This is a genomic window from Caballeronia sordidicola, assembly GCF_002220365.1.
Classification (GTDB): domain Bacteria; phylum Pseudomonadota; class Gammaproteobacteria; order Burkholderiales; family Burkholderiaceae; genus Caballeronia; species Caballeronia sordidicola_C.
Map to the genome: position 1 here is coordinate 78,161 of NZ_MTHB01000278.1, position 23,511 is coordinate 101,671.

Genomic DNA, 23,511 nt, shown 5'->3' on the forward strand with positions numbered 1-23,511 from the left:
TTAAATAGTCACACTATATTTCGCAACCATTCAAAGAGGCAGCGGAGTAAACCCGGCTCAGCCATCAAATAGTCTGACTATATTTCCTACTAATTGGAGACAAACATAACGACTAAGCGTGGCGTGTACCGCCATCTTCAAGCACGCTGTCCGCATCAACCCGCGCGCTCTCGAGTTGCACCAGGCTCGCCTGACGCGCGCCCAGGGGATCGCGGCTTTGTATGGCCGTGAGGATCGCCTTATGCCGCGGCAGGGACAGCGCGTGAGTGTCGGGATGACGGCTGGTCAGGCGAATGGATTCGGACAATGCAAGCGACAACATATTGCCGATGTACGCCAGCATGTCGTTATGCGTGGCAGCCATGATCGCGCGATGAAACTCCAGGTCGGGTTGGAGCAATTCAGGCGCGGTAGCGGCCGCTTCCATACGCCGGTAAGCCGCCTCGATCCGGGCGAGATCATCGCCGCTGCCACTCGTCGCCGCAAGCGCCGCAGCAGCCGGTTCGATGATGCGCCGCACTGTGAGCAGCGAGCGGAAGAACTCGCCTTCGGGCACGCTGCTGAGGGTCCAGTAGAGCACGTCGGGATCGAGCATGTGCCAGTCGGCGCGCGGCCTGACGACACTGCCTACCCGCGGCTTCGACACCACCAGTCCCTTTGCCACAAGCACACGCGTTGCTTCCCTCAAGACCGGGCGGCTCACGCCATAGGTTTCGCAGAGCAGCACCTCGGCGGGCAGGCGTTCGCCGGGCGCAACCTTGCCGCCGACGATATCCATGCCGAGGTTCTGCACGATGCGCCCGTGCATGCTTTTGCCTTGCTGGAGATGTCGATAGTCCATGTTCAGGTAAAGAAAGCCTCAGTCTTGACCGGCGTACGCACAGCATAAGCACGACGACAAAAATGTCCAAATAGTATGACTACATCGCGGGTAAACGCGCTCGGGTTGCTTCGGAGACAGGGTTTAGTATTACTTTGATTAAAAAGAATACGGAGACAAAACAGTGAATCGCGAAACACGTGTCATCAGGCTGATGACGACCAAGCTCATCCCGTTTCTCATTTTGCTCTATCTCGTCGCCTACGTTGACCGCTCTACGCTCGGCTTTGCAAAGCTACAAATGAACGCGGATGCCGGGATTGGTGATGCGGCGTACGGTCTCGGCGCGGGCCTGTTTTTCATCGGCTACTTCCTGTGTGAAGTGCCGAGCAACGTCTTCCTCGTGCGCTTCGGCGCGCGTCGATGGTTCGCGCGCATCCTGATCACATGGGGCGCCATTACTGTTTCAATGTCGCTCATCAACGGGCCGACCAGCTTCTACGTGCTGCGCTTCCTGCTCGGCGCGGCCGAAGCGGGGTTTTACCCTGGCGTGGTCTTTTATCTGAGCCAGTGGTTTCCGGCTCGGCATCGCGGGCGCATATTCGGCTTGTTCCTGCTGTCCCAGCCGTTCGCGCTGATCGTGACGGGACCGCTCGCCGGTGGCTTGCTGGGCATGGAAGGCGTGGCGGGATTGCACGGCTGGCAGTGGCTGTTCATCCTGACCGGCATGCCGGCCATCTTGCTGGCATGGCCAACGCTGCGTTTTTTCACCGATACTCCCGGCGACGCTAAATGGCTCTGCGCTGAAGACCGCACCTGGCTCAAAGCCGAACTCGACGAGGAGAAACGCACCGGGGAAGTGGTCGAACATGCGAACCCATTGCGCGCGCTGAAAGACGTGCGTGTGTTGCTGCTCGCCCTCTACTTCCTGCCCTATCCGCTCGCCATCTACGGCCTGTCGATGTGGCTGCCCACCATCATCAAGGGCTTCGGCGTGAGCAACTTGACGACCGGCTTTCTCTCGGCAGTTCCATACGTGTTTGCGGTCGCCGGATTGCTGATCGTGCCGCGTCACTCCGATAAAACCGACGAGCGCCTGGTCCACATCGCGTGCAGCGCCGCGCTTGGTGCGGCGGGCTTGTTTGTATCCGCGGCCGCGCAATCACCCGTCGTGCAACTCGGCGCGCTGTGCTTTACCGCGTTCGGGCTGTACGCAGCGCAACCTATCTTCTGGACGCTGCCCAGCCGCTTCCTGGCGGGGCCGGCAGCGGCGGCAGGCATTGCGTTGATCAATTCGATCGGCAATCTCGGTGGTTATATTGGACCGTTCGCGGTCGGCGCGATCAAGCAGCACACCGGCAATCTCGCAGATGGCCTCTATTTCCTGGCCGCCGGCGTATTCGTACTGGCTGTGCTGCTGACGATCGTGGTCAAGGTGATGGTCGAGCCGCGTTCGGGTCCCGACAAGAACGCGCTGGCGGAATAAGGATTGAGTCGAACAAGGATTGAGTTCAAGGATCGAGGCGGCCGATTATTTCACTCGCGCTTGTGGACGCGCCGGATTTCAGCCAATCCGACCCGGGCGCGAGCAAGCGCCTGCGTCTCAGGCGCGTCCCAAAGCGCGGTCCAAATGCGATAATCCCGGGCTGTCACCCTGTTTCCGGAGAACCATCCCATGAGCCGCCTCGACAACCCGTTTCACGATCAGGAGGCCGGCCGTGCCGACTCGACGCAAGACACGACCCGCATCGACGACGTCCGCATCGGCGCCGTCCGTCCGCTGATTTCGCCTGCGCTGCTGCAAGACGACCTGCCTGTGCCGCTCGCGGTGCAGACGCTGGTTGAAAAAAGCCGCGTTGAAATAGCCGACATTATTCAAGGCCGCGGAGACCGGCTGGTCGTTGTCGTTGGGCCCTGCTCGATTCACGACCATGACCAGGCGCTTGAATACGCGCACCTGCTGAAGGCCACCGCCGACGAACTGCGCGACGACCTGCTGATCGTGATGCGCGTGTACTTCGAAAAACCGCGTACCACCGTGGGCTGGAAGGGTTACATCAACGACCCCCTGCTGGACGGCACGTTTCGGATCAACGAAGGCCTGCGCCGCGCGCGCCAGCTGCTGCTCGATATCAGCGGTATCGGCTTGCCGACGGGCACCGAGTTTCTTGACTTGCTAAGCCCGCAATACATTGCGGACCTGATTGCGTGGGGCGCTATTGGCGCGCGGACGACAGAGAGCCAAAGCCATCGGCAACTGGCGTCGGGACTGAGCTGCCCGATCGGTTTCAAGAACGGCACCGACGGCGGCGTACAGATCGCAGCGGACGCCATTGTCGCGGCCCATGCAAGCCATGCGTTCATGGGCATGACCAAGATGGGCATGGCTGCCATCTTCGAAACCCGCGGCAACGCGGACGCACACGTGATCCTGCGTGGCGGCAAGAAGGGGCCGAACTACGATAGCGAAGGAGTATCCGCCGCCTGTGCCGCCCTCAAGGAAGTGGGACTTCGCGAGCAGGTGATGATCGATTGCTCGCATGCGAATTCGGGCAAGTCGCATCTTCGCCAGATCGAGGTAGGTCAGGATATCGCGCGCCAACTCAGCGGCGGCGACTCGCGCATTATTGGCGTGATGATCGAAAGCCATTTGGAAGAAGGCCGGCAAAACCTGAAACCGGGTGTAGAACTGCGCCGCGGCGTCTCCATTACCGATGCTTGCCTCGCCTGGACGCAAACCGAACCGGTATTGCAAACGCTCGCTGCTGCAGTACGTGAGCGCCGCAAGCACTGATCAGACTCGCCACGACACTCCCCGAGCTTCGTGGAACATTGCGTTCCCGCAGACACATCGCGTGCTCACGCGATGATCAACTCTCGCGCGCAGCACCTCCCATGCCACACCTATCTTGCACCCTCGCCGGTGCAAGATAGGGTCATTGCACAGCTTCACAATAAATTTCATTCGGCATAGACTTAATCCGTCAACGTCATTCACTCTTTGCAGTGGGTCGTCGTGAGTCGTCTTGCATAAAGCGTTTTCGTAGTGATCCGCAAGTTGAACCGGGCAATGCGTCCGGTTCGATTCGTGCCCACCAGCGTACGACCGAGGCGACACATCATGGCTGACACGAGTTACATGGCGCGCAAATCCGTTGCAGATATCGTCAAGAGTGCTGACGGCGGCGAGCGCCCGCTAGCGAAGACACTAGGTGCGCTCAGCATCACGGCAATGGGCATTGGCGCCATCATCGGCGCCGGCATCTTCGTGCTGACAGGCACGGCCGCGGCGCAGTTCGCGGGACCCGCCATCATCCTGTCGTTCATACTGGGCGGGATTGCTTGCGCTTTTGTCGGCCTGTGTTATTCCGAACTCGCTGCCATGTTGCCGGTCTGCGGCAGCAGCTACACCTACACCTATGCCACGCTGGGTGAAGTGTTTGCGTGGATCATCGGCTGGGACCTGATCCTCGAATACGCGATGGGCGCAGCCACCGTTGCGGTCGGATGGTCGGGTTATATCGTCAGCCTGCTGCACAATCTGGGCATAACCCTTCCACCCAGGCTGGCCGCCGCGCCCGGCACCATGGTGAAGCTTGCCGACGGCACGTCGGTGGGAGGTTTGGTCAACCTGCCGGCCGTCTTCATCATCGCGATCCTGACGCTCCTGCTGGTGATGGGGACCAAGGAGTCGGCCCGGCTCAACAACGTCATGGTTGCGATCAAGCTGTTTGTCGTGGTGGCGTTTCTCGCGCTGGGCGTGTTCTTCGTGCACCCCGCGAACTGGCATCCGTTCATTCCGGCAAACACCGGCGAGTTCGGCAACTTTGGCATGAGCGGAATCCTGCGCGGCTCCGCGGTCGTATTCTTTGCGTTCATCGGTTTCGATGCGGTATCAACCTGTGCCCAGGAAGCCAAAAAACCGCAGCGCGACATGCCCATCGGCATTCTCGGGTCACTCGTGATCTGCACGATCCTGTACATAGCGGTGGCGGGAGTGCTCACCGGACTTGTGCCTTATGGCGAATTGAACGTGCCCGATCCGATTGCGAAGGGCGTGGACGTGATTGGCCTCACCTGGTTCTCCATCCTCATCAAGATCGGCGCGCTGACCGGTCTCACGACCGTGATCCTCGTGCTGTTGTATGGGCAGAGCCGCATCTTCTTCACGATGTCGCAGGATGGCCTGCTGCCGGGATTATTCGCGCGGGTTCATCCGCGTTTGAAGACGCCTCACCTCAGCCAGACCATGATTGGCGCTGTTGTCGCAATCGTCGCGGCGTTCACGCCGATCAACGTGCTGGGCGAGATGGTGAGTATCGGGACGCTGTTCGCCTTCGTCCTGGTGTGCGGCGCCGTGATCTATTTGCGGCGCAGTGACTCGGGTGCGAACCGGCCGTTTCGTGTACCCGGAGTGCCGGTCGTACCGATTCTCGGCATCCTGTTTTGCGTGCTCCTGATGACCGGCCTGCCACTCGTGACCTGGATGCGCCTGGTGGTCTGGCTAGTAATCGGGCTCGTGATCTACTTCTTTTTTGGACGCAATAACTCGCGGCTGCGGCATCCGGAGCGGCACGTGGGATAACAGTGCAGCGTGCGTCGTGCAGCGGCGGCTGAATCTGGCGCTCAGCACGACGCTGACCAGCCGCGCCGGCGGATTCAGCGAGGTCTAAAAGGATTTAACGGGCTCTCACGCAAGGGCGTCAGGCAGGCTGGATGTTCGACGCCTGCTTGCCCTTGGGGCCTTGTCCAATATCGAAACTCACCTTCTGGTTCTCGAGCAATGACTTGAAACCTTCAGTCTTGATCTCCGAGAAATGGGCGAACAGCTCTTCGCTGCCGTCGTCAGGCGTGATGAAACCAAAACCCTTTGCATCGCTGAACCACTTTACTCGTCCGGTCGGCATGGCCGTCTCCTGGCTGGAAAAAGGGGAACGGTATCACGCGCGGTGGTTTTCGTCGGCGCCGCTTCTTTCCCGCATCGACTGACCGCCCATGCCGTGCGCCTGCACCGGCGAAAAATCCTCCCTGAAGCCGCGTCCGCGGCCCCTCCCTGCGCATCCTCGCGTTTACCTTCACTTATAAAAATTCTTTTCATATGTGAAAATTACACCCGAAACCCATGCGGGGAACCGCATCGACGGGACCAACCACCGAAAACAGGAGCATCCATGGTCAAGCGTGTCGAAGGCAAAAACATCGTGGTGACAGCGGCCGGCAAAGGCATCGGACGGGCTTCCGCGCTCATGCTCGCCGCTGAAGGCGCCCACGTCTGGGCAACCGACATCGACGAAAGCGCCCTCGCCGAACTCGCCCGCGACGCGGGTGAAGGCTCTACCTTGCGCACCGCACGCCTGAATGTGCTGGATTCTGCCGATGTCGACGCGTTCGCCGCAACGACCGGCCCGCTCGACGCACTGTTCAATTGCGCCGGCTACGTCCACGACGGCAACATCCTCAAGTGCACGGACAAGGATTGGGATTTCAGCTTCGACCTGAACGTCAAAGCCATGTACCGGACCATTCGCGCGTTCCTTCCGGCCATGATCGACGCAGGAAAAGGGGCATCGATCATCAACATGGCCTCGGCGGCCTCGAGCGTGAAGGGCGTGCCGAACCGCTTCGTTTATGGTGCGTCGAAGGCGGCCGTGATCGGTTTGACCAAGTCCGTGGCCGCCGATTTCGTCGGGCAGGCCATTCGTTGCAACGCGATTTGCCCCGGCACAATCGAGTCACCGTCGCTGCGTGGGCGGATCGCGAGTCAGGCGGCGGCATCGCATCTGGACGAAGAACAGGTTCGTGCCGCGTTCGTCGCGCGTCAGCCTATTGGACGGGTCGGGCGTGCGGAAGAAGTCGCGGCACTGGTGACCTACCTCGCCTCCGATGAATCCGGGTTCACCACCGGCGCAATTCACATGATCGACGGCGGCTGGTCGAATTAATGCTGATTGCTTCGTATAGCTTAAGAATATGAAGAATGACATAACAACGACAAGAGGAGACCCCCATGTCAGGATCGATTCCGCTGGCGGCGAGCCCGGAAGTCGCCGCGCTTGAAGAAAATGCGTATCGCAAGGCAGTGTGGCGGATCGTGCCGTTGCTGATCGTCTGCTTCATCTTCGCCTACTTCGATCGCGTCAACATCAGCTTCGCCAAACTGCAGATGCAGGGCGACCTGGGCCTCTCGAATGCTGCGTATGGTTTAGGCGCCAGCATCTTTTTCGTGGGCTATTTCATCTTCGAGATTCCCAGCAACCTGATCCTGAGCCGTGTAGGCGCGCGCGTCTGGATCGCGCGCATCATGATCTCGTGGGGCATCGCTTCGGCCGCGATGATGTTCGTTACATCGGAAAAGTGGTTCTACGTGCTGCGCTTCGTGATTGGCGCGACCGAAGCGGGGTTTTTGCCGGGCATCATCCTGTACTTCACGTACTGGTTCCCGGCCAAGCGTCGCGCGCGTATCAATGCGCTTTTCATGACGTCGATCTCAATCTCGGGTGTGATCGGCGGCCCTTTGTCGGGCTTCATCATGACTCGCTTCGCCGGTCTGGGCGGATTGGCGGGCTGGCAGTGGCTGTTCCTGCTCGAAGGCTTGCCAACCGCCCTGCTCGGCTTGCTGGTGCTGGCCATTCTCGATGACCGCATTGGCAGCGCGAAGTGGCTCAGTGCTGAAGAGAAGGCTGTTTTGCAAGCCAACCTCGACCGCGAGGATCACGGCACGTCGCACAAATTCATTGACGCCATGCGCCAACCCGGCACGCTGCTGCTCTCGCTTATCTATCTTTTCATGCTGATGGGACTTTACGGACTGACGTTCTGGATGCCGCAATTGATCAAGAACACCGGCATCACGAGCCCAATGACCATCGGTCTGCTGACCGCGATTCCGTATGCGGCAGCGGGCATCGGCATGGTAGCGCTCGGCAGGAGTTCGGACCGGCACGGCGAGCGCCGCTGGCACCTCGGACTGGCGGTCGGCGTAGGCGGCATCGGTTATATCCTGAGTGCGTATTTCGCTCATGACACCACCCTTGCCATGATCTCGCTCGTGATTGCAGCGGTGGGTGCGATCGGCTGCCTGCCGGTGTTCTGGACCTTGCCGCCTGCGTTCCTGAGCGGCACGGCAGCGGCCGGCGGGATTGCGCTGATCAACTCCATCGGCAATCTGGGCGGCATCATCAGCCCGTATCTGGTCGGCAAGGTGGTGGATATCACCGGTGTGCCGTCCGGTGGTCTGTACGCTATAGCCGCGGTTCTTATCCTCGCGGCCCTTCTGATCCTGTTCGGCTTGCCCGCTCGTATCGCCAACCGCGATCAAGCGCTTTGACGGTCTCGGTCCGCTTGGTGACGACGCGCTCTTTTTCAATCCCACCCTTGCCATGAATACAGTTCTAAAATCTTCCCGGAATGCGTCCGAAGAGAGCACCGACAGCCCGCGCTACGCCGCGCCCGCCCTCGAAAAAGGACTCGATATTCTCGACGTGCTCGTGGATACCGCCGAGGGTTACACACTCAACGAACTGTCCGTGAAACTCGGTCGCACCGTAAGCGAAATCTTTCGCATGGTCGTGACGCTCGAGCGCCGCGGTTATGTGCAAGGCGATCATAACGACCGCTATACGCTGACGCTCAAGCTGTTCGAGATGGCGCACCGGCAACAGCCCATTCGATCGCTGACCGCCATGGCGCTGCCGCTGTTACGCGATCTGGCGAACGTGACGCGCCAGTCGTGTCATTTGTCGATCTATCACAGCGGTCGCGTAGCTGTCATCGCGCAAGTTGATAGTCCAGAGCGATGGTCCTTCGGGCTGAAAGTCGGCGCGGTGATGGGGCTGACCGATACCTCGTCAGGCCACGTGCTGCTCGCTTTCCGCGATCTCGCCGAGCGGGAGCGCATGCTCGCCGCGCATACACGGGTGGAAGGCGAGAACGACGTGGAACCCGCCGTCTTGCTCGCGTTGCTCGACGAGATTCGCGCGAGCGGACATGAGATCGTGCCCAGCCGGCAAATGCGCGGTGTGACCAACGTGGCATTCCCGGTGATCGGGAGCAGCGGCGACGCCGTGGCGGCGGTCAACGTACCGTATCTGGAACGTATCGATAAAAAGGTCAATCCCGAGTTCGACGAGGTCTGCAGGATGGTCGGCGAGATGACCGGGCGCTTGTCCGCGCTCATGGGGTTCAGCGGGTACAACCTGGAAGGCGAATAAACCGATGCCTGCCCGGGCACGGGCGCTCGATTGCCGTCACTGAAGCGCCCGTGCGCGCATCTGCAATCCACTCGATTGCTATTGACTGGTAAATAAATCAGACAATTAAGCATTCGCGGAGTAAAAAATAAAAATAAATCAGCGCTGGTTTTCGCGCCATTTAATCGCGTTGACGAAATAAATGCGCAACCGTATAAAACCAGCAACGCCGCTCGTCCTTACGCAGTCTTTCAATCACCCGACGCCGCTATTCCTGGTTTAACCCGAATGCGCCCGGTCGATCCAACCATTCAGCCCACGGTGAAGACATCATGCGACAGACCAAAATCTCGATTTGCCTGCCAACGTGCAATCGCCCCGAATTGCTGATGGAATCGCTTACCTCGTGCCTGGCTCAAACCCACGCGAACATTGAAATAGTCATTGGGGACGATTCCAGCGATATCCGCACGCGTAACCTGATGGATACAACGTATTTGCACGAAACGCGCATCTCCTATGTGAAGAATGAACCGCCGCTCGGGCAGGCGGACAATATCGCCAGTCTTTTCGAACGTGCCACCGGCGATAAAATCCTCCTGATTCACGATGACGATGCGCTCAAACCCGACTGTATAGAACGCCTGCTGTCGGTCTGGAATCTCTACCCAGACCTGGAAATCGCATTCGGCGACCAATATCAAATGGACGATACCGGGCGCGTTGACGTGGAAGCGAGCCAACAGCTCAATACGGATTACCACCGCACGGAAGCCGTGGTCGGCCTGCAAGACACTCCCGGACGCACTGGCCTGATCCAGATGATGCCGAACAATGGCTGGCTAGCCAATGCGGATCTGGTGAAGAAAATCAGCTATAGGAAGCAATACGGCATCGGCTGCGAATTCGTATTCGGCGCGCAGATTTGCATAGCTGCGCGCAAGGTGTATTACCTCAAGGAATACGTGTCGTTTTATCGGAAGACCGACGTTTCGATGTCCAAGACCACGGCGCGCTCGACCACCGCCGCGGCCGTATTGGCCTACGACTTTCTTAAAGCACTCAAGCTGGACAAGAGCCTTGAGCCGGCGCGTGAACTGGCGCTCAAGCGGATCGTGCCAATCGTGGTCTCGGTGTATGCGCGCAATCATCAACCCATGCAGGGACTGAGCATCGCGCTCGCGCATCTGTACGCGTACAACTATGGGCTCAGCAAACGGCTCTACTTCCACCTGATGCTGATACTCAAGGGATTCGCCAGTTCGGGAAGCTACAAAAGCAGCACGCAGAACGGCTGAAACAGCGCCGCTTCGGCCCAAGGTTCAAGCTGCGGTTCGCGACGACGAGACCGGGCTTGAACCGAGCGTGCCTCGCTTCACCATCCCCCGCTATTCCTCAATATCGACCGGCGTGCTGCTGCGTCATCGTGAAACCTTCCCCACGTAAAACACTTTGCAGTACATTCGACAGGCGCCGCAATAACGGCAAACCGTTCATGTATTGATCTGACAATTTCGCGCCCGAGCCATGGCGTACCTGTCTATGCGGCACGAACACCGAATACCCACCAAGCAATAGAGCGTCCGACTCACGAAAGTTTTTCGGGGAAAATCCGCCATGCTGAAGCTCATCGCCTGTTTGTTCGGACGCCACCTGCTTGAAAAGCGCAGGGCGCGGCTTCCACCGGCACCCTGCGCCGCCAACGCCGAAATTCATACGGCCTCCACGCTGCCGTCGGACTTCATCGACATCGAGATTGCGCAAGCGCGGCGTCACAGGCGAGCGGTCGGACTTGAACCGCTGCCTGACGATCATCCCGAGAACCCGCACGACGCCTCCGGCATACCGGGGCTCGCCATCTCGGGCGGCGGTATTCGCAGCGCGGTATTCTCGCTCGGCGTCCTTCAAGCCATGGCGGATCAGCAGGTGCTGAGACACTTCGGCTATGTGTCGACGGTGTCGGGTGGCAGCTACATTGGCGCGTTCTATGGCAGCCTCTTTGTCCCCGGTACGTTGCGTAAGGGCGAAGCGCAAACACCCGCGAGCGAGTTCAAAACGCACGCACAGAGGGCTGCCGCTGCGCTCGGCCCGAAGACATGCGCGGCCACGCCCACCTCGGTCACGCCGATTTCGTACCTCCGCGATAACTGCAACTACCTCGTGCCGAACGGCATGAACGACGTGCTGCAATCCATCGCGTTCTCGCTGCGCAACTGGTTCGCGTTGCAATATGTCATTGGTGTGTCGCTGCTGACCGTCCTGCTGTGGATCAGTCTCGCGAATCACACGATCTTCCACTTCGCCCGTTTCGCCGAGCATTGGCATCCGTTGCTCAAATCCGTTCCGGGCTTGCTGGCGATAGGCATTTCCATCTTGCTCGTTTCACCCTTGAGCCGCGCATACTGGCTCACGCAAAATCTCGCCCAAGGGACACGTTCGGCCTACAAGGTATTGCCTGCTGCCTCGCTGATCCTGGTGACCTTGATCGCGCTGGTCAGCGTGGAGATCAATCGGCCTGGGACGATGTTGCCGGTGCATTCAACGACTTCCTCATCGTCCTTGATCAATTACTCGTTCGTCGGAATTGGTTCATGGTTCGTTATCCTGACCGAAATTCTTGCCGTCGTTACGTTTGCTATTGCATGGAGCTTCGTCAACCGCAATGCATCGCCGGGCAGTTCGGGAATGGCGTGGCGCGCCGGTTCGAGAGCGAGCCCCGCCTCTCGCCTCGATAGCCGCGCGTTCGCGGATCGCTTGCGCAACGCACTGACGAACGCGTACACCACACCACTTCGCATCGGCCGGCATCGCTTCTTCTCCGGTCCTGTCCAGGTCATGATCTGGGCAGCCGCCATCGCGGCCATCGACGCTCTTGGTCAATTAGGCTATGCATGCGCGCCCGTCCTCGCCGGCCATTTGCCGAGCTCGGGCACCGCTTCGCACATGTGCGTGCTCGCGGCGTCGAGCGATGCCGCAACAGCCGCGGCTGCCGACGCCTCTGCCGATACCGCATTCGTGCCTGCTTCGCTCGGCGTGCTGGCGGGTTCCGGCGCGGCGATCTGGGCGGCGGCCAAGTTTTTTTTGTCCGAGGGCAGCACCGTCACGAATCAGATCATGAAGGTACCGAAGATCGTACTCGCCTCGGTCGCCGCCATACTCGCTGCGTTGATCACGCTGACGTTCTGGTCGATCGCCGCCCGCGCCGCCGATGCCGGATTAAGGCACTATGCGCGCAAGACCGCCCTTCTCGATGGCTTATCGAGCACTTGGCGGGATGCCAATCATGGCGGCCTGCTGTTCCTTGGACTTACCTGCCTCGTCATACTGATGCTCGCAGTCATCGATGGCCTTTGCATCCAGTTTCTCAATCTCTCGACCTACCAGCGCTTTTACAGCACGCGCCTCACGCGCGCGTTTATTGGCGCGACGAACCGCCTCCGGCTCGATCATGCGAACCGCCGCGACGTCACTTCGCTCGTTCCCGGCGACAGCATTGCGATGGGCCAGTATTACCACGGCCAGAGTTGTGCGCCGGTGCATCTGATCAACACAACGATCAACAAGACCATCGACTGGGATTCTTCGCTGGTCCAGCGCGGTGCGCGCGGCATGATCATGAGCATCGGGCCAGCTGGTATGACCGTAGGCGCGAAACTGGGCGTGCTGAAATGCGACTGGAGTCGCGCGAATGACATTTCCACACCCGCTATGCATACCCTGTCCGGACACTCAACGCCGAACATCTGGCTCGAGTCGCTGACGTTGGGCGACTGGATCGCCATCTCGGGCGCGGCCGTGAGTACCGGACTGGGACAAATGACGCGTCCGGGTTATTCGCTGCTGTTGGGCATTGCCAATATTCGCCTTGGTTACTGGTGGGACACATACTCTGCGCCATTTCGCCACGGTACGAGAAGCAGCCCGCGCACGCGTGTTCCGCTTCCCGACAACAAGGATCCGAAGCGCATTTTTCGCGAGAAGGTGTTCGGCACGCAGTTCTGCCTGACCAGCGAACTGCTCGGGCAATTCGACGGGCCACGAGGACGGCGCTGGTATTTGACGGACGGCGGCCACTTCGAGAACACCGGCGCGTACGAATTGCTGCGTCGCCAATTGGCGTTCATTGTCATCTTCGACAACGGTTGCGATCCGTCCTATGCATTCGAGGACCTGGCCAACCTGATGCGGCGTGTTCGCGTCGACTTCGGCATCGAAATTTTCGAGTCATCATGCAGGATCGCTGCGCCCGACGGTCTGAGGCTCAACGCAAGCCTGATTGCCAAATCGTTCGATGCATTTGCAAAAGGTCCCGACTACCTCGCGATTCGCCTGATGGCCAAATTTCCGGACGGACGCACTGGTCAGATCCTCGCGATCAAACCCCGCCTGAGCGCGGCCGCGCCTCACGACGTACGTCAATACAAGAACACCAGTCCCGACTTCCCGCATGAAACAACCGCTGACCAGTTTTTCGACGACGTCCAGTGGGAATCGCATCGCGCGCTCGGGTATTCGCAAGCGCGCGCGTTGTTCGGCTGATCCGGCGCGAGCCTGGACATTGGCTCGGCGAGCGCCAGACTCATTGCGATTTTCAGTGCTTGCTAGCCGTCTTGGGTCCTGTCAAGCCCTGAGAGCGTGTCGCGTTTGATCTTCTTGGCGATCGACCACTTGTGTACTTCCGTGGGGCCATCGTAGATACGAAACGCGCGAATCTCACGGAACACTTGCTCGACTATCGTATCGCGCGACACACCGGTGCCGCCCATGACCTGCACGCAGCGGTCGGCCACGCGGAACAGCGCGTCGGCCACGGCGACCTTTGTCATCGAACTTTCGGAGGTGCCGAGCGAACCGCCATCGAGTACCGCTGCACACCAGTCGATCATCAGTTCCGCCTGCTGCAAATCGATCAGGTTCTCCGCGAGCATGAACCCCACGCCTTCGTGGTCGATCAGCAACTTGCCGAATGCGCGGCGCGTACAGGCATAGTGCGTCGCGATCTCATGCGCTCGCGTGGTCGCGCCATGCCAGCGCATGCAATGCGAGAGCCGCGCGGGCGACAGCCTGATCTGCGCATATTTGAAGCCCTCGTGCGCTTCACCCAGCACCTGACTCTCGGGCACGCGCAACCCGTTGATACGCACCACCGCGTGGCCGCCGGGCATTGAGCTGTCGATCGTGTCGAGGATTCGCTCAAGGTGAATGGCGGGATGCGGCAGGTCAACGAGAAACATGGTCGCCCTGACCTTGCCGTCCTTCTGGTCTCCGTCTTCGCCCGTGTTGCTGCGCGCCATCACAATGCCGACCGATGCCCCTTCAGCACCCGTGATAAAGGCCTTCGTGCCGTCGATAACCCAGTGCTCGCCATCGAGTCGGGCCGTGGTCTGAAGCATGGACGGATCGGAGCCCGCGCCGCCATCGGACGCAGGTTCGGTCATAAAGAATGCCGAGCGGGCATCGCCTGCTACGAGCGGCGCGAGAAACCGTTCTTTCTGCGCTGCGCTACCGATCTTGCCAATCAGGTACATGTTGCCTTCGTCGGGCGCCGCGGTATTCACGGCGACCGGGCCAAGCGGCGACAAGCCTGATTGCTTCAGGACGGTTGCGGTTTCGAGCTGCGTTAGATGGTCGCCTCCGGCCAGGATATGCGGCGTGAGAACGCCCGCAGCGCGGGCCTTGCCGCGCAGTTCGCGCACCAATTCCTCGCTCGGGCCATGACTCCCGCAACGCGGATCGCGTTCGTATGGAACCACCACCGTGCGCACGAACTCTGCCACACGCTTGGCTATTTCGCTCGCACGCTCTGTCTGTACAACATCCATGCTGCTCATGCAGGGTCTCCTTTTTAGTGCCACACGAGACGCGTGACGCCATATTCGGGTTGATCGGTCAAACGGCGCCGATGCCGGGACGTTGCCTGACGCCGTCCTGATAGCCATGCGCCGGACCGGCGAGTAACGCGCCGGGCGAGTTTTCTGGGGACAATCATAGCCTTGTTCGAGCGCTCGTTCGCCAGGCACGGTGAGGGCGCCGAATGCCGCCAAAGTTACGCAGTGGTCCGCCAACTTCGCTTTGTGAGCGTTCCCGGACATTGATCCCACCCACACGGTGATAACCTGCCAAAGCGCTAAAACAGCGGAAAAACGGGAGCACACATTGCATGCGCGGATAAACCAGTCTGGCGGTTCTCTACCGGCGTTGACCAGCGTCCGCTTTCTTGCGGCTATCACGGTAGTTGTTTCGCATTACTCAGAACTTGGCCTACTCCGTCTCCCGAAGCAGATCTTCAATTTCGTCGATGGGGGTCGCCCCGCCGTTTCCCTGTTCTTCGTGCTGTCCGGATTTATCCTCACCTTTACCTACCGCGATCAACTGCCATTCAAGGGCCCTCGGCCTTTCTATCAGGCGCGGTTTGCACGTATCTATCCCGGTATATTGCTTGGATTGGCGTTGTGCGTGCCAACCACGTTGTACCTGCTGAACGGCAGCGATCCGTCATTGCTCACGCAGTGGTATGCGTTGAAAAATCACGTGATCCTGTCGCTGGGCGTGAGCCTGGTCTGCCAATTGTTGTTGCTGAATGCATGGTTCCCGTTTGCTGCGGTGAACCAGCCCTGGAACGGACCCTCCGACAGCGTTTCGTGCGAAGCATTTTTCTACCTGATGTTTCCGCTCTTGCTGCGAAAGATGTTGTCCATGCGTTTAGCGCGGCTGACATTCGCGTGCATCGTTTTCTTCCTGATACAGGGGCTCTGGATCGCTTTCCTGCAAGCGTTCCTGCCGCTGTCGCGCAGCGGCTTTCTGGTCGTTGGCCTGCCGCTCACCCGCCTGTTCGAATTTGTCATTGGCATCTACGCCGCCATCCTGTTTCACCAACTGCGCGAACAAGGTGTGAGCCGGCACGCACTGGGCATCAAGCTCGTCAGCATCGCGTTGATTGCCCTGACGGTTCTCGGACTCTGGCGTCCGGTTTCTCCTGCGTTCTACCTCGCCTCGCCGTGGTTCGCGGCGTTGATCCTGGGGCTCGCGCTCCTCGAACGCCCGGTGATCAACGTCCTGAATCGGCGGGCGTTCATCAGGCTGGGCGAGGCAAGTTATTCGCTGTATCTGATTCACGTGCCCATAGCCTATCTCGCCTATATAGCGGGGTTCAGGCAATCGAATGGCTGGATCGCGATGTTGTTCGCCGTGGTGGCCAGCCTGCTGATCTTCACATTTTACGAAGAGCCCCTGCGCAAGCGCATCCGGACACGATTCTCGGCCATTTCAAGGCGGGTTGGTCACAGGGACCCTCTGAGTGCTGCGTTCGCCGCGCCAACTTCCAAAGAAAACCAAGCGTGATCCCGCGTCGGGCGGCCGGCCAACGACGACAGAACTCTTGCCGCTTACCCCGCCACTTTTCCCTATGCAATTAATGACACGCTAGCGCGCTCGCCCGCGCGCGGCGTATAGTTTGCTGCTCATGCAGTATGCAAGCTGGCGCGCCACTCCCGCAGTCCGCGCCCCGGATTCCACTGTCTCAGGAGAGTCGCGATGACGTCGGTGTTGTTTCGCAACGGCGCGCTGCTGGACCCATTGCAGCCAGAACTCATCCCCGGCCACGAGGTGCTGGTCGAAGAGGGCCGAATCAAGGAAGTCTCCGACCGCCCGATCAAAACCACCGGTGCCCGTGTGATCGATTTGAAAGGCAAGACGCTGATGCCCGGCCTGATCGATCTTCACGTGCATGTCATCGCGGTCGAATTCAATCTGCCACGCGTGGCAACCTTGCCCAACGTGCTCGTCACGTTGCGCGCCGTGCCGTTGATGCGCGCGATGCTGCGACGCGGGTTCACCACCATCCGCGATGCCGGCGGCGCGGGCTACCCGTTCAAGCAAGCCGTGGAAGCCGGCCTGGCGGAAGGCCCCCGTATGTTCGTCTCCGGCCGTGCGCTAAGCCAGACCGGCGGTCACGGCGACATGCGCACGCGCGGCGATTACATGCCACCCGACGCACCCTGCGGTTGCTGCGTCCGCGTCGGCGCTCTCACGAGAGTAGCGGACGGCGTGGACGAGGTGCGACGCGCCGTTCGCGAGGAACTCCAGATGGGTGCGGACCAGATCAAGATCATGGCATCCGGCGGTGTTGCCTCGCCGACCGACCCCGTCGGTGCATGGGGATACTCCGAGGACGAGATCCGCGCGATCGTTGCCGAGGCGCGCGGCCGCCAGACCTACGTGCTGGCTCACGCCTACACGCCCGACGCCATCGCACGCGCGGTGCGCTGCGGCGTGCGTACGATCGAGCACGGCAATCTCATCGACGACGCGACTGCACGTCTCGTTGCGGAGCACGATGCCTTCGTGGTTCCCACGCTGGTGACCTACGAAGCGCTCGCCAGCGAGGGCGGCAAATACGGCTTGCCCGAAGCGAGCCTCGCGAAGGTCGCCGACGTACACGAAGCCGGCCTCAGATCCCTGGAGATCATGAAACGCGCGGGCGTGCGCATGGGCTTCGGCACGGACCTGCTGGGTGAATCGCAGCGTCTGCAAAGCGATGAATTCCGGCTGCGCGCCGAGGTTTTATCGCCGGCTGAAGCCATAGCAAGCGCAACGGTAGTAGGCGCCGACGTGCTCGGCATGACGGGCAAACTCGGCCGCCTCGTGCCAGGCGCGTTCGCCGATGTGCTGGTTGTGGACGGCAATCCACTACGATCCATCGATTGCCTGCTCGGTCAGGGCGAACACATTCCGTTCGTGATGAAAGGCGGCCACATCCACTTCGACGAACTCGAGCACGCTTAAACCCGAAGCCGTATCCGTTCATTCCTGACCGCGAGGCGCGTTACCCATGTCAACGATTTCCGCCCGTATCGAACGCATGCCGTTTTCATCCTTTCATCGACGGCTGCTGCTGATGGGCGGTCTCGGCTACACCTTCGACGCCATGGACGCCGCCGTGCTCGCGTTCCTGCTGCCGGTGCTGCGCACGCAGTGGTCGCTCAGCAGCGTGCAGACGGGCGTGCTCGGCAGCGGCACGTTCATCGGCTATTTCCTCGGGGCAATGCTCGCCGGCATTCTCGGCGATCTGATCGGACGGCGGCGCGTGATGATGTATGCGCTGGTGATCTACTGCATCGCATCGCTGGCCAGCGCAACTGCGCACGACTGGCCGTTTTTTCTCGCGACACGCATTGTCGCCGGACTCGGCACGGGCGCCGAAAGCGCGATCGTCGCACCGTTCTTGTCGGAGTTCGTGGCGCGCCGGTATCGCGGTGCGTTCACGGGCAGTCTCGCCGGCTTCTTCTCATTTGGCTTCGTGGCGGCTGCGTTGCTCGGTTACCTCGTGATCCCGCTTGCACCGAACGCGTGGCGCGTGGTGATGGTGATCACCGCTCTGCCGATCGTGATGTTGCTCTGGTGGCGGCGCGCCTTGCCCGAATCACCGCGCTGGCTGGTCGCGCGCGGACGGCACGCCGAGGCCGAGGTAATCGTCGCGCAGGCAGAGGCCGAATTGATGGCGGCGGGCGTGAAACTGGAGCCCCTGCCGGCAAACGATGCGGCCGCCGATGCGGAGGTTCCTGTCGCTGCAGAACGTGCTTCGGTGCTCGCGAACGTGAAGGCGCTCTGGTCACGCAAGCTCGCGCGCATCACCACCATGACGTGGCTCATGTGGCTTTCGATCACCTTCAGTTACTACGCGTTCTTCACGTGGATTCCGAGCCTGCTCGTGCAGAACGGCATGACGATCACGCGCAGCTTTTCGTACTCGCTCGTGATCTATATCGCTCAAATGCCGGGTTATTTCTCAGGCGCGTGGTTGAACGAAAAGATCGGCCGACAGGCGACCATTGCGTCGTACATGGTGCTGGGAGGCGTCTCGGCATTGGGCTTGGCGCTCACGCGCAGTGACGGAGGCATCATGCTGTCGGGCGTGCTGCTGTCGTTCTTCATGAATGGCACGTATGCGGGTGTCTATGCGTACACGCCCGAGGTTTTTCCAACCGATGTCCGCGCAACAGGCACGGGGCTGGCCTCATCAATCGGTCGGCTGGGTGCAATCGCCGCCCCTATCCTGGTCGGGTACGTCTACCCGCGGCTGGGCTTTCCAGGCGTGTTCGGGGCGACCACATTTGTGCTGCTGATCGGTGCGGCGGCCGTGGTGCTGATGGGCGTGCCCACGCGTGGACGGTCGCTTGAAGACATCGCGGCGCAGCAGTTGCGCAGTTAGCGAGATCGACGGGCTCAAGCGGCACTCATGCGGCACTCATGCGCGGCTCAATAAACGTCGCGCACATAGCGCTTGTCCCTGACCATGCCGCTGACGTATTCCTGAGCCTTGTCGTCGCTCATGCCGGCGTGCTGAGCGACGACGAACTTGAGCGCTGCGTCAACGTCGCGGGCCATGCGACCCGCGTCGCCGCAGACATAAAAATGCGCGCCCGCCTCAAGCCAGGACCATAGTTGCGCGCCGTGCTCACGCATACGATCCTGCACATAGATCTTGTCGGCCTGGTCCCGCGAGAAAGCGAGATCAAGGCGGTTCAGCAGACCCTTGCGGTGCATCTCATCGAGTTCATCGCCGTAATAATAGTCCGTGGCGGCATGCTGCTCTCCAAAGAACAGCCAGTTGCGGCCGGTGTCGCCGCGCGCGAGGCGTTCATGCAAGAAGCCCCTGAACGGGGCCACGCCGGTGCCGGGGCCGACCATGATCATGGGTGCATCACCGCTATGGGGAAGACGGAAATGCGCCGACTTCTGGACGAACACCGGCACGCTGGCATCGCCCGCACGATCGGCGAGGAAAGTCGAGGACACGCCCTTGCGCTGACGCCGCCCGTTGTTATACCGAACTGCCGAAACGGTCAGGTGTATCTCGTCAGGGTGCGCCCTGGGGCTCGATGCGATCGAATAAAGGCGCGGCTGCATGCGCTTGAGCATGCCGACCAGTTCCGTGGCTGAAAGCTCCACCGGAAATTCATGCAGCACGTCAGCCAGTTGCTGACCCCACAGCCATTTCTTCAAGTCGGCCTTGTTGTCCTCGCGCAGGAGCCTGCTTAATGGACCATCAGCACCCTTTTCACCCTCTGCGCCATTGCGCGTCCGGGCTGCAATGAACGCCAGCGCGTCGTGATTCGGGCGCGCTATTTCATAGTGCTTGGCGAGCGCGTCGGCCAACCGCATCTCGCCCGCGCCCGCCACAGTGACGGCGGCATCGGCGCTAAGACCACTCAGGCCTATGAGTTCATCGACCAGTTCGGGGCAGTTTCTCGGCCACACCCCGAGCGCATCGCCAACCTCATAATCAATACGCGAGTCAGCAGTGTCGAGCGAGAAATAGCGCGTGTCCTTCGTCGCGCCCGGCTTGTTGAGCCGCACATTCTTCACCAGCCGCGACGCCGCCGGATGGGTCTTCGAAGGCGCGGTGCCGGGCAGCACGGCCGGAATCATGCCGTCGGCCGGGACTGCATGCAGTGCCGCATCATCTTGCTTGATACGCGCGATGATCCGCTCGAGCCACGCGTCGGCCGCGGGCTGGTACTCGGCATCGCAGTCGACCCGCTCGAGCAAACGTATCGCTCCACGTTCGAGCAAGCGAGCATCGAGCTTGCGGCCATGACCGCAAAATGCATCGTAGTTGCGATCGCCAAAGGCCAGCACGGCATAACGCACGCCATCCAGGCGCGGGGCGTTGTCAGCACTGATTCCGGTCCAGAAACTCTCGCCGTTATCGGGGGCATCTCCGTCACCGAACGTGCTTGTCATCAGCAGAATGTACCGCGCCTTCTCCAGGTCTGAAACCGCATAGTCGGCCATGCACATGGTCCGTATTTCGAAGCCGGACTCCATCAACTGGGTTGCGTATCGCTCGGTCAACGATTCGATATTCCCAGTCTGAGACGCCCACAGCAACACGACTTTCGGACGCGCCCGCGCAATGCGCACAGAAGATTCCGCGGACGTTGCTCCAACCGGTAGGGCCAACGTTGGCACGGCCGTTTCTGTCCGGCTGAACAGCCCCGCGAGGACGCCGTCAAGCCAAAGCCGCGTAGCAGGGACAATCGGCGCACTAAGCGGCAACGTTGGTACGCCGCCTGTTGAGCGGCCTTCCGTCGAGCGCAGGCCGCTCATGAAACCGTCGACATAGATGCGTTCGGTCTCGCTAAGTTCAGGCGCCGGCGTTGTCGGAATACCGAGCAACGTGGCAAGGGCATCAATACGGGACATGTCCAGTTCCTGGTTCGGACGGGCGTGATCGGCAACGACCGGCTCGACGTGTTCCGAGCGGGCGTCGTCATTACGCGTCTCAGGATTCGCCGTGTCAGCTTTAGGTGCGACGCGGCTGAGCGCAACAGCGCAGAACTTGAATTCCGGCTGTTGCGATATAGGGTCGACCGCGTCATTCGTCACGGCGTTAATGCAGAGTTCTTCGCCAAAGACATCGTTCCAATGCATGGGGGCAAAGCAATTGCCGGCACGAACCCGATCGGTGACGATCGCCGGCAGCACAGCGCGGCCGCGGCGCGAACGAATCTCGACCGCATCCTTCGCCTTGATACCCAGCGCCGCCGCATCCTCAGGATGAATCTCCACGAACGGTGAGGGGTTCAGCTTGTTCAGCATGGGCACCTTGCCGGTCTTGGTCATGGTGTGCCACTGGTGCTGCAACCGGCCCGTATTCAGCACAATCGGCCGTTCACTGTCAGGCATTTCGGCCGCCGCCACATGCGGGCGAGCGAAGAAAACGGCCTTGCCGGTCGAAGTGGGAAAGACCAGGCGGGGGCGGCTGCCGTCCGGCATCTGCATGAGCGTCTGGCTCACGCCGTCGTTGATGTAGCGCACCGGATTTCGAGCCGGACTGGGATCGGCAGCAACGTCCGGCGCGCAGGGCCATTGCAACGAAGTCTCGCGCAAGCGCTCATGGCTCGCACCGCGCAAGTCGTAACCCGTCTTGAGATTCGACGTCCGGGTGATCTCAGCGAACACCTCTTGCGCCGATGCGTAGCTGAACGCATCGGCGAAACCCATTTCACATGCCACGCGCGCGATGATCTGCCAGTCCGGCAACGCAGCGCCCGGCGGCTCGATGGCCTTCTGCGTGAGCGTCATGTTGCGCTCGGAGTTGATCATCACACCTTCGGCCTCAGCCCACAGCGCGCCGGGCAGAAGGACATCAGCGTAGCGATTGGTTTCGGTGTCGAGGAAGGCATCCTGCGCAATGACCAGCTCCGCGGCCTGCAACCCCGCAATCACGGTCTGCCGGTTCGCCACGCTTGCAACAGGATTGGTGCAGATGATCCAGCAGGCCTTGATCTCGCCCGTCGCCATGCGCGAGAACATGTCCACGGTGCCTTGGCCAAGCGAAATGTTCAGCGTGCCCTTTGGAATGCTCCACAGGTCTTCGATAAAGTCCCGGTCCTCCGCTACCAGCACCGAACGCTGACCGGGAAGCCCGGGTCCCATGTAACCCATCTCGCGCCCGCCCATGGCATTGGGTTGCCCCGTGAGCGAGAACGGCCCGCTGCCTGGCCGGCAAATCTTGCCCGTAGCGAGATGCAGGTTACAAACGGCGTTAGTGTTCCAGGTGCCATGCGTGCTTTGGTTGAGGCCCATGGTCCAGCAGCTCATCCACTCGGGCGCCTCGCCCATCCATTGCGCCGCGCGGCGAATATCCGCTTCGGGAATGCCGGTGATCTCAGCGACCTTATCAGGCGAATAGTCTTCCAGAAAGGCTGGCATGGCGGCCCAGCCTTCGGTCGATTCGGCAATGAAATCCGCATTGGTATGGCCGTTCTGATGCAGCAGATACAGCAGGCCGTTCAGCAACGCGAGATCGGTGCCCGGCTTGATCTGCATGAAGAGGCTGGCTTTGTCGGCGGTCCCGTTTCGGCGTGGGTCCACCACGATCAGCTTCGCACCGGCCTTCACGCGATCCATCATGCGCAGGAACAGGATCGGGTGGCAGTCGGCCATGTTCGCGCCGATCACAAAAAACAGGTTGGCTCGGTCAATGTCCTCATACGACCCCGGCGGGCCGTCAGCGCCCAGCGACAGCTTGTAGCCGCTGCCGGCGCTCGCCATGCAGAGACGCGAATTGGACTCTATATTGTTCGTGCCGACAAATCCCTTCGCGAGCTTGTTGACGAGGTACTGCGCCTCGATCGACATCTGCCCCGACACATAGAACGAAAGCGCGTCCGCGCCGTGCTCGTCAAGTAGCCCGCGCAGACGCCGAGCCGTGTCGGAAATCGCTTGCGCCATGGGTAACGGGATCAGGTCCTGATCCCGCTCGCTGCGAATGAACGCGCATTCCAGACGGCCCGATTTTCGCAAGACCACATGCGCTGACGACCCCTTGGTGCACAGGCGCCCGAAGTTGGCCGGGTGCTCCTTGTCGCCGGACACCTTGACCACTTGCCCCTTCTCGACTTGCAGGACCATGCCGCAGCCTACGCCGCAGTACGGGCACACGGTTTTTACGTTGCCGGAGATCATGAGCGACGCCCGAACACGCTTACCTTG

Annotated in this window: 15 protein-coding genes; 11 read left to right on the forward strand and 4 right to left on the reverse strand. The window is 60.7% G+C overall.

Annotated elements, in window-relative coordinates; translation table 11 throughout:
- Positions 1–112 precede the first annotated feature (112 nt).
- Positions 113–841: a FadR/GntR family transcriptional regulator gene (locus BSU04_RS40475; RefSeq protein WP_089165809.1), complete on the reverse strand. Its 729-nt coding sequence runs from the start codon at positions 839–841 to the stop codon at positions 113–115.
- Between the two features lie 163 nt (positions 842–1,004).
- Here BSU04_RS40475 and BSU04_RS40480 point away from each other — a divergent pair, with 163 nt between their 5' ends.
- From BSU04_RS40480 to BSU04_RS40490, 3 genes are all read left to right on the forward strand, one after another.
- Complete coding sequence (locus tag BSU04_RS40480; protein WP_089165810.1) at positions 1,005–2,306, forward strand: MFS transporter; 1,302 nt, start codon at positions 1,005–1,007, stop codon at positions 2,304–2,306.
- Between the two features lie 189 nt (positions 2,307–2,495).
- A complete protein-coding gene (locus BSU04_RS40485; RefSeq protein WP_089165811.1) occupies positions 2,496–3,614 on the forward strand; it encodes a 3-deoxy-7-phosphoheptulonate synthase in 1,119 nt (372 codons plus the stop codon).
- 327 nt (positions 3,615–3,941) lie between these two features.
- Positions 3,942–5,405: an amino acid permease gene (locus BSU04_RS40490; RefSeq protein ID WP_089165812.1), complete on the forward strand. Its 1,464-nt coding sequence runs from the start codon at positions 3,942–3,944 to the stop codon at positions 5,403–5,405.
- 118 nt (positions 5,406–5,523) lie between these two features.
- Here BSU04_RS40490 and BSU04_RS40495 read toward each other — a convergent pair whose 3' ends face one another.
- A complete protein-coding gene (locus BSU04_RS40495; protein WP_031363642.1) occupies positions 5,524–5,727 on the reverse strand; it encodes a cold-shock protein in 204 nt (67 codons plus the stop codon).
- 264 nt (positions 5,728–5,991) lie between these two features.
- Here BSU04_RS40495 and BSU04_RS40500 point away from each other — a divergent pair, with 264 nt between their 5' ends.
- The 5 genes from BSU04_RS40500 (at position 5,992) to BSU04_RS40520 (ending at position 13,548) form a co-directional block, all read left to right on the forward strand.
- Positions 5,992–6,762: an SDR family oxidoreductase gene (locus BSU04_RS40500; RefSeq protein ID WP_089165813.1), complete on the forward strand. Its 771-nt coding sequence runs from the start codon at positions 5,992–5,994 to the stop codon at positions 6,760–6,762.
- 65 nt (positions 6,763–6,827) lie between these two features.
- On the forward strand, positions 6,828–8,147 hold the full coding sequence (locus tag BSU04_RS40505) for an MFS transporter (RefSeq protein ID WP_089165814.1): 1,320 nt from the start codon (positions 6,828–6,830) through the stop codon (positions 8,145–8,147).
- Between the two features lie 52 nt (positions 8,148–8,199).
- Positions 8,200–9,030, forward strand: a complete 831-nt coding sequence (locus tag BSU04_RS40510; protein WP_089165815.1) for an IclR family transcriptional regulator — start codon at positions 8,200–8,202, stop codon at positions 9,028–9,030.
- Between the two features lie 311 nt (positions 9,031–9,341).
- Positions 9,342–10,307 (forward strand): glycosyltransferase family 2 protein, encoded by a 966-nt coding sequence (locus tag BSU04_RS40515; RefSeq protein WP_089165816.1) that lies wholly within the window; start codon positions 9,342–9,344, stop codon positions 10,305–10,307.
- A gap of 319 nt (positions 10,308–10,626) precedes the next feature.
- On the forward strand, positions 10,627–13,548 hold the full coding sequence (locus BSU04_RS40520; protein WP_089165817.1) for a patatin-like phospholipase family protein: 2,922 nt from the start codon (positions 10,627–10,629) through the stop codon (positions 13,546–13,548).
- 62 nt (positions 13,549–13,610) lie between these two features.
- Here BSU04_RS40520 and BSU04_RS40525 read toward each other — a convergent pair whose 3' ends face one another.
- Positions 13,611–14,831 (reverse strand): acyl-CoA dehydrogenase family protein, encoded by a 1,221-nt coding sequence (locus BSU04_RS40525; RefSeq protein ID WP_089165953.1) that lies wholly within the window; start codon positions 14,829–14,831, stop codon positions 13,611–13,613.
- Positions 14,832–15,165: 334 nt separating this feature from the next.
- Between BSU04_RS40525 and BSU04_RS40530 the strand changes: the two genes are divergently transcribed.
- The 3 genes from BSU04_RS40530 (at position 15,166) to BSU04_RS40540 (ending at position 19,219) form a co-directional block, all read left to right on the forward strand.
- Positions 15,166–16,350 carry an acyltransferase family protein gene (locus tag BSU04_RS40530; protein ID WP_089165818.1) on the forward strand — a complete coding sequence of 395 codons (1,185 nt, stop codon included), beginning with the start codon at positions 15,166–15,168 and terminating at the stop codon, positions 16,348–16,350.
- Between the two features lie 192 nt (positions 16,351–16,542).
- On the forward strand, positions 16,543–17,793 hold the full coding sequence (locus tag BSU04_RS40535) for a metal-dependent hydrolase family protein (RefSeq protein ID WP_089165819.1): 1,251 nt from the start codon (positions 16,543–16,545) through the stop codon (positions 17,791–17,793).
- Between the two features lie 46 nt (positions 17,794–17,839).
- Complete coding sequence (locus tag BSU04_RS40540; protein WP_089165820.1) at positions 17,840–19,219, forward strand: MFS transporter; 1,380 nt, start codon at positions 17,840–17,842, stop codon at positions 19,217–19,219.
- Positions 19,220–19,266: 47 nt separating this feature from the next.
- On the opposite strand, the gene BSU04_RS40545 is transcribed toward BSU04_RS40540, so the two are convergent.
- On the reverse strand, positions 19,267–23,484 hold the full coding sequence (locus tag BSU04_RS40545; protein WP_089165821.1) for a bifunctional nitrate reductase/sulfite reductase flavoprotein subunit alpha: 4,218 nt from the start codon (positions 23,482–23,484) through the stop codon (positions 19,267–19,269).
- Positions 23,485–23,511: the final 27 nt, after the last annotated feature.

What these genes read in the sequence shown, in the direction of transcription:
- BSU04_RS40475 (WP_089165809.1), bottom strand. Translation starts at nt 841, where the DNA reads ATGGACTATCGACATCTCCAGCAAGGCAAAAGCATGCACGGGCGCATC.
- BSU04_RS40485 (WP_089165811.1), top strand. Translation starts at nt 2,496, where the DNA reads ATGAGCCGCCTCGACAACCCGTTTCACGATCAGGAGGCCGGCCGTGCC.
- BSU04_RS40490 (WP_089165812.1), top strand. Translation starts at nt 3,942, where the DNA reads ATGGCTGACACGAGTTACATGGCGCGCAAATCCGTTGCAGATATCGTC.
- BSU04_RS40495 (WP_031363642.1), bottom strand. Translation starts at nt 5,727, where the DNA reads ATGCCGACCGGACGAGTAAAGTGGTTCAGCGATGCAAAGGGTTTTGGT.
- BSU04_RS40500 (WP_089165813.1), top strand. Translation starts at nt 5,992, where the DNA reads ATGGTCAAGCGTGTCGAAGGCAAAAACATCGTGGTGACAGCGGCCGGC.
- BSU04_RS40505 (WP_089165814.1), top strand. Translation starts at nt 6,828, where the DNA reads ATGTCAGGATCGATTCCGCTGGCGGCGAGCCCGGAAGTCGCCGCGCTT.
- BSU04_RS40510 (WP_089165815.1), top strand. Translation starts at nt 8,200, where the DNA reads ATGAATACAGTTCTAAAATCTTCCCGGAATGCGTCCGAAGAGAGCACC.
- BSU04_RS40515 (WP_089165816.1), top strand. Translation starts at nt 9,342, where the DNA reads ATGCGACAGACCAAAATCTCGATTTGCCTGCCAACGTGCAATCGCCCC.
- BSU04_RS40520 (WP_089165817.1), top strand. Translation starts at nt 10,627, where the DNA reads ATGCTGAAGCTCATCGCCTGTTTGTTCGGACGCCACCTGCTTGAAAAG.
- BSU04_RS40525 (WP_089165953.1), bottom strand. Translation starts at nt 14,831, where the DNA reads ATGGATGTTGTACAGACAGAGCGTGCGAGCGAAATAGCCAAGCGTGTG.
- BSU04_RS40535 (WP_089165819.1), top strand. Translation starts at nt 16,543, where the DNA reads ATGACGTCGGTGTTGTTTCGCAACGGCGCGCTGCTGGACCCATTGCAG.
- BSU04_RS40540 (WP_089165820.1), top strand. Translation starts at nt 17,840, where the DNA reads ATGTCAACGATTTCCGCCCGTATCGAACGCATGCCGTTTTCATCCTTT.
- BSU04_RS40545 (WP_089165821.1), bottom strand. Translation starts at nt 23,484, where the DNA reads ATGATCTCCGGCAACGTAAAAACCGTGTGCCCGTACTGCGGCGTAGGC.